The sequence below is a fragment of the Thalassospira sp. UBA848 genome, from assembly GCF_002295455.1.
Taxonomy (GTDB): domain Bacteria; phylum Pseudomonadota; class Alphaproteobacteria; order Rhodospirillales; family Thalassospiraceae; genus Thalassospira.
Genome location: NZ_DBGS01000035.1, coordinates 1 through 6330, shown reverse-complemented (window position 1 = coordinate 6330; position 6330 = coordinate 1). Strand labels below are relative to the sequence as shown.

Annotated in this window: 6 protein-coding genes; 3 read left to right on the top strand and 3 right to left on the bottom strand. The window is 55.5% G+C overall.

Translation table 11 applies throughout. The annotated features are described in order from the left end of the window. The first annotated feature begins 327 nt into the window (after nucleotides 1–327). On the top strand, nucleotides 328–2601 hold the full coding sequence (locus B2R48_RS04440) for a methyl-accepting chemotaxis protein (RefSeq protein ID WP_296998293.1): 2274 nt from the start codon (nucleotides 328–330) through the stop codon (nucleotides 2599–2601). An 83-nt stretch (nucleotides 2602–2684) separates the two neighbouring features. After that, nucleotides 2685–3572 carry a tetratricopeptide repeat protein gene (locus tag B2R48_RS04435; protein WP_296998290.1) on the top strand — a complete coding sequence of 296 codons (888 nt, stop codon included), beginning with the start codon at nucleotides 2685–2687 and terminating at the stop codon, nucleotides 3570–3572. Between the two features lie 15 nt (nucleotides 3573–3587). On the opposite strand, the gene B2R48_RS04430 is transcribed toward B2R48_RS04435, so the two are convergent. The 3 genes from B2R48_RS04430 to mobA form a co-directional block, all read right to left on the bottom strand. Then, a complete protein-coding gene (locus tag B2R48_RS04430; protein ID WP_296998286.1) occupies nucleotides 3588–4505 on the bottom strand; it encodes a hypothetical protein in 918 nt (305 codons plus the stop codon). Nucleotides 4506–4508: 3 nt separating this feature from the next. Next, complete coding sequence (locus B2R48_RS04425; protein ID WP_296998283.1) at nucleotides 4509–5144, bottom strand: hypothetical protein; 636 nt, start codon at nucleotides 5142–5144, stop codon at nucleotides 4509–4511. An 86-nt stretch (nucleotides 5145–5230) separates the two neighbouring features. Then, on the bottom strand, nucleotides 5231–5890 hold the full coding sequence (mobA, locus tag B2R48_RS04420) for a molybdenum cofactor guanylyltransferase MobA (RefSeq protein WP_296998282.1): 660 nt from the start codon (nucleotides 5888–5890) through the stop codon (nucleotides 5231–5233). A 260-nt stretch (nucleotides 5891–6150) separates the two neighbouring features. Between mobA and B2R48_RS04415 the strand changes: the two genes are divergently transcribed. Continuing rightward, nucleotides 6151–6330: DMT family transporter (locus tag B2R48_RS04415; protein ID WP_296998279.1), on the top strand; the 180-nt coding region annotated here is incomplete at its 3' end.

Genomic DNA, 6330 nt, shown 5'->3' with positions numbered 1-6330 from the left:
GACAACGAAAAACCGCAGGGTGAGACCGTCAAATATGACGATCTGATCGCGGAATGGCGTGCAGCCCAGTAATTCGGGCTACACTACTGGGGGTGTCGGGGGTGATTTTTTCACCCCCGACCGTCCCACCCGATTTTCCAATAGAATTCATATTTCCGACGCGTATTCCGTTAAGTCATAAAAACCCAAGAAGTCCGTAAAAAGGATGCACATTTCCCAAAAAGGGAATTGTCTGCCCAAAGAAAAAACAAAGGGCCAGGCAGGGAGGAAACAGTGAATACCGCCATCAAAAAACGTCGCGCGGGCCTTGGCATTCAAGGTCGGCTAATGGCTTCTTTTGCCTTGATTCTGGTTCTGGCCGGGATTTCTTCGGCCGTGTCATGGGTATCATTTGGCAGCAATCGTGATCTTGTCGCTGATATCACGACCAACAGCCTGCCCTCGATCATCCGTCAGATGGAACTGGCGACGAACGGTGTTGGCCTTGCCGCACAGGCCCCCGTGCTTGCCGCGTCACGGGATGCCGAAGAACTGGCCACAACCGAGGCCCGCCTTGATCAACTTGTTGCCAATGCGCGGGCCAGACTTCAGGAAATCACCGAAGCCAATCCGGATTCCATCATTATTGACCTTGCCGCCCGGAACGCCGGCGAAGGTGAAGGATCAAACGCACCCGCGGTTGCCGATGGCACGGAGAACACGGGTGGCTCAGAAGCACAAAACGCTGATGCGCAAACCAATGCGCCAGAGCCGGAACTTGTCGACGCCATTTCCATTCTAAGAGAGCATCTTGATAACATCGTCACCGGGCGTGAACACCTTCATGAACTGACCACCAGACGCCTTGAGATTGAAAAGCTGCGCGGTGATCTGACCCTTGATATGGTCTTTGCCTATAGCGACCTGTCAGAGTTCCTGAGCCCGTTGGTCGAGGTCGTTGATATTGATGTGGATCGCGGTATATCGCGCGTCGCCAATGGCAATACCGACGCAGCAGAAAAGCTTGGAGAAACCATCGGCTTTTCACAGCTGATTGCCGAAATCCGCGCCAATGTGAACCTTGCCTTTGGCATGCTGACCGCCGCCATCGCCGTGCCCGAGGGCGAGGCCATGGATGAGGTTCGCAGTCAATGGAGCTGGGCGGAGCTGCGCATTACCGATGCGCTTGAAGAACTGCCAGACAATGATGACGGAAAGCGTATCCGTGAACTTGCCAATGCCCTTCTGGCCTTTGGCAAAGGCAGCAACAGCGTCTTTGATCTGCGCGAGGCAGAATGGGACAACCAGTATGAAACTGAACAGACCCTTGATGCCACACTGGCAACCGCCGAGGCCCTGTCACACGCCATCGCGTTGATGGTCGACACCAAGCGCACCGAGGTTGACGCCAACGCCAGCGAAGCCCTTTCAAAGGTTGAATGGGATCAACAGGTCATTGCGATCATCGGGATTTCCGTTCTGCTGATATCGCTTCTGATCATGCTGTTTTATGTGCGCGGCAACCTGATCAAGCGTCTTCTGCGCGTGATTGACGGAATGCGCAAGGTTGCCAACGGCGATCTTTCGACCGAAGTCAAGGATACCGGCCGCGATGAAATTGGCCGAATGGCCGAAATCCTCGGACAGTTCCGTGAAACCAGCCTTGCCGCACAACAGGCCGAAGAAAAAGTTGCCCGCGAACGCGAACAGGCTGAACACGAACGGCGGCGCGCGATGCTTGATCTGGCTGATGCGTTTGAAACGTCAATCCTGCAAGTCGCCCAGGACGTCGCGCACGAGGCAGAAAACATCCAGACCACATCCGATCAGGTTCGCGATCGCGCACAGGTGGCCTCGACCAATGCCACCGGTGTTGCTGGCGCGTCCGAAGAAATATCGATCAATATGGCATCGGTATCGGATGCCACACAGTCGCTTTCGGATCGGGTGCGCGATACCGGGCATCGGGCGCAAAAGTCGGTTGGTGCTGCAACCAGTGCGGTTGAAGCAGCCCAACGGACAAATGCCACCATGCATGAACTTGAAACCGGTGCGCAGGAAATCGGCGAGATCCTGAACCTTATTCAGGACATTGCAGCCCAGACCAATCTGTTGGCACTGAATGCAACGATTGAGGCCGCCCGCGCCGGTGAAGCTGGCAAAGGGTTTGCGGTTGTCGCACAGGAAGTCAAAAACCTTGCCAACCAGACCGGAACGGCCACCGACCGCATTGCCCAGCGCATCAACGAAATCCAGTCGACCACCGGGGTTGCCGTCAAGGCCATCGCCGAAATTCGAGACAGCATCACCGGCATTCACGAAACCGTCGGTGAAATGTCGGACGCTGTATCCGAGCAGCAGGAATTCGTGGCTGAAATCGCCAGCAACGTCGAACAATCCGCAACAGCTGCCAGCGAGATGAATGGCACGATTACGCAGGTCAGCGCCGCAGCAGATGACAACCTTGCCGCGGTTGACGGCCTGCTTGATGCGACAGGTCGCCTTCGCAACCAGTCCGATGATCTGGGCAATCGGGTTCGTGACTTCCTGCGCACCATCCGTTCGGAACAGCCGCAAACGACATCCCGCAATCAACCAGAAGAAGTTGCCTCCCTGCGATGAAAGCAAACTGCCAGGACAGGCCATCTGGTCTGTTCTGGCATTTTTTTTCGCCCGCCTGGCACAGAAATGTTAGACAAGACACCATGAAAAACACCATCGCCCGATCAGCAAAACCATCCTGTTTGAAAGCCACAAACGCAGGTGCTTTGGCACTTGCCACGGTGATTGCCTCGATGATTGCCCTGGGTGCCGCCCCGGCGTTGGCATCGTCGGCACTTGATGACGGCATCAAGGCCTATCGCCACGGGGAATTTGAAAAGTCGGCCGGCATTTTTTCATCGCTGGCAGACAACGGTGATGCCACCGCGCAATATCTTCTGTCCTGCCAAACCATCAACGGCGTTGGTGTGAATGCCGACGAGGAAGCTGGCTGGCGCCTGATGGAACAGGCATCAGACAACAACAACCCTGATGCCAGTGTTGTCATGGCGCGCCGCCTTGAAGCGATGGGCGGTGATAAAGCCGATATTCGCAACCTCTATACAGCGGCGGCGCAAAAGAACAATACGCAGGCAATGCTATGGCTCGCCCTTGATGCACTTGATCAGGGCGAAGCGGCAAAGGCCGAGGCACACCTGAAACAGGCGTGGGAACTTGGCGATCCGCGTGCGGCGACCCTGCTTGCCAACCGGTTTGCCAAAAGTGATGTGGATCGCCTGACTTATCTCCGGCGTGCTGCCCAACACGGTGAAATGCGCGCAGCAGCATACCTTGCCGAAGAAGCCCGCACGGTTGATGACAAGGCCGAGGCGGTTGGCTGGTGCGCAATTGCGACCGGCATGCCTGGCCATAACGAAGATATCGACTGGAAAACCATCGGCGATGCGGTCGAGGAAAATTGTGGCCAGTTCGACAAGGACCTGTCGCCCAAAGACCGTGCCATCAACCGCGAACGCGTCGATCATTTCCTGGCCGAGTTCTTTGGAAACTACGAGCCATGGCAGCCGTGGCGCGCCTGCGCGGTTGAATAAGCGTCAATCGACCACTCAGCGGTAGCCAAGATACCCAAACATTCCGGCAAAGCCCTGTCCTGTCCCGGCAAACGCCATGACAAGGCAGTAGATAACCAATGTCAGCAGAACAAGGACGAGCTTGAAGCTGACATCAATGCCTTTGCGCACTTGCAGCACGACGGCCTTGTTGTGCTTCAGAACCGTTGCTGCGAGCAAACATCCACCCGCAACGGTAATTTGCGCCGACGCATTGGGGACACTGCCATAATAGCTCAGTGCACCAAGTGATGCCTGTTCAAACAGGAAACCGACATGCTTGATAACAACACTGGCTTTTTCGAAGCAGTCGCTTGCTTCGCGCCACTCCACCCTTGGCGATCCGTTGCGGTGCCAGTCGGTCACCCACAGCAAGAAGGATGAAAACATCCCGACATAGCCAAGCCAAACCTCATGGCGGTTATCAAGCTCGCCAACGGCGGTTGCCTGATAAACCATCGCGGCGTTAACCATCGATACCGCGTCTTCAAGAGAAAGCGCGCTGCTGACCAGCAATATCTTGGTCAGCGCAAAGTAAAGGCGCGCTGTTTGCGTCCATGTCAGCTGCAGATCGGGATCATTAATGTTCAGATCCTTGAGTTCCACGAAATCAGCAGCGTTATCAAGATCCATCGGATCGGCGTCTTCGTTCTGCACGTGCCAGGCAAATGCATTGCGTGCCGCTTTGATGATATCGAAAAGCTTGGTCTGAAGTCCCGGGCCTTCAAAATTGCGTGCATTTACTGCGGCCTCGAACATCTCGTTGAAATGATCGGCGAGGGCTTTCTTGACCTGATCAAGAGTTGGCGACGACAGCCCAACTGCGTTTTCGGGAACCGCCATCCAGACATCAATTGCCTTGGCAATCACCGCATGATCAGACGCCACAGCAGCAGCACGAACGGTATAGGGCATTGATCAGGCTCCTTTTCCAAGCAAAATCGTGGCAAGGTCATCAAGCATCTTTTCGGTCTTGGTCGTGTCGAATTTCATGACCTCCGACAATTTCGGAACGGCAATTTTCAGATCCGGGGAGGATGGTTTCTTCGGATCATCAGAACTGCTGGCGGACGGATCATGCCCCGTGCTCCCCGTCGGCTTTTTAACGACCTGAAGGGCGTCCTTGAGCGTTTGCGTCGCCTTATCAAGCGACGTTCCAACGGCCTTTGAAATCTGTTTCACATTTTCAAGAAGCTGGTCATCAAGGTTCTTCTGCTTTTTGTCGAGTGCGCTCAACGCGCCCTGTTCAATGGTTGCACTTTTTTTGATGGCCGCTACGCGCTCGCTTGCAAGCTGCTGAAGTGTTTGTTCAAGCGATCGCACCGCAATCGCAAGCATCTGTCCCGAACGTTCACAGTTTTCAAGTTGGGATGCAGGATCAGAAACCGAACCGGCTGTTACCTTTGCGGTCAGGGTTTCGATATTTGCGACCGTGTTTTCGATCTGGGTGAACACGCTGCCAACCCGTTTGCGCATATCACTTGTCAGCAGTTTGGTGGCCCCGCCGATATAGGTATTCAGCACCAGCTGCAGTGACTGACCATAATTACTCATGCCGCAATCCTTTCACGTCATCGCTTTGCAAATGACGCGGGGATACGGGTTTTGTGATGCTGAATATTGCCGGGCGGCTCTTATCGTCAGGTCGACGATTTATCAGACATTGCGATATGATCTGACAGCGCGGCATTCACTGCACGCAGATCCTGGGGGGTGTTGACGTTGGTAAAGGGCTCCAACCCGGCAACGCGATCCGCAAAGATCACCCGGGCTGCGCCCACTGCCTGCAAGGGGCCACGCACACGACGGTCATCGGCTGCCAAACAATCCGCAATTGTCTGCGCAGAGTCCCGATGCCAGATGCTTGAAAGATAATGATCGCGGTCCGCATGGCTTGCAAAGGCGGCGGTCACCCCGGCACCCTCGGCAGCGGCCCGCAAGCGCGCCACCATATCAAGCGGCACAATCGGGCAATCAACCGGGAACGTCACCAACCAGTCAATACCATCGGGCAACATGTGCAAGCCGCCAAGAATACCACCCAGCGGCCCCTGCCCTGTTGCAGGATGATCGCCCACCACGGGCAGGCGAAAATCAGCAAACGCATCTGCCCCGGCATTGGATGAAATCATCACCTGATCGCATTGCGCCTGGGCAACATCAATCACCCGCCCGATCAGGCTTTTGCCCCCGACTGCACGGAATGCCTTATTGCCACCCATGCGTCGTGCTTCGCCCCCGGCCAGAACAAGGCCAAGGGTCGGTATCTGCGGGGACCGGTCTTGATCAGGTTTCGTCACGACGCCACCAAACCTTTGAATTGAAGCACGGAATTCGATGGCCTCATCATAGTCCAGAGCTGTTCGACATGCATCTGTCGTCTTGGCGCACGTTCGCTTTTGGGCGCGAACACCCATGCTGCACTGCGTCATTTTTACATTGTCGCACTGCACACGTTGAACTAGACTAATTTCAGACAGTTCGACTTCCGCCTTGATACCGGACGACCGGTATTCCTGATCCGATCAATGGGGACGGCCCCGCAAGACAGGAGGCCCCCATGGCCTGGACAGCGTTGGTTATTGCCGGATTTCTCGAAATTTGCTGGGCGATTGGCCTGAAATACACCGAAGGCTTCACCAAGCCCATCCCAAGCGCGCTTACCATTGCCGCAATTGCCGCCAGTTTCTGGCTGCTTTCCATCGCCATGCGCTCTATCCCGATCGGAACGGCATATGCG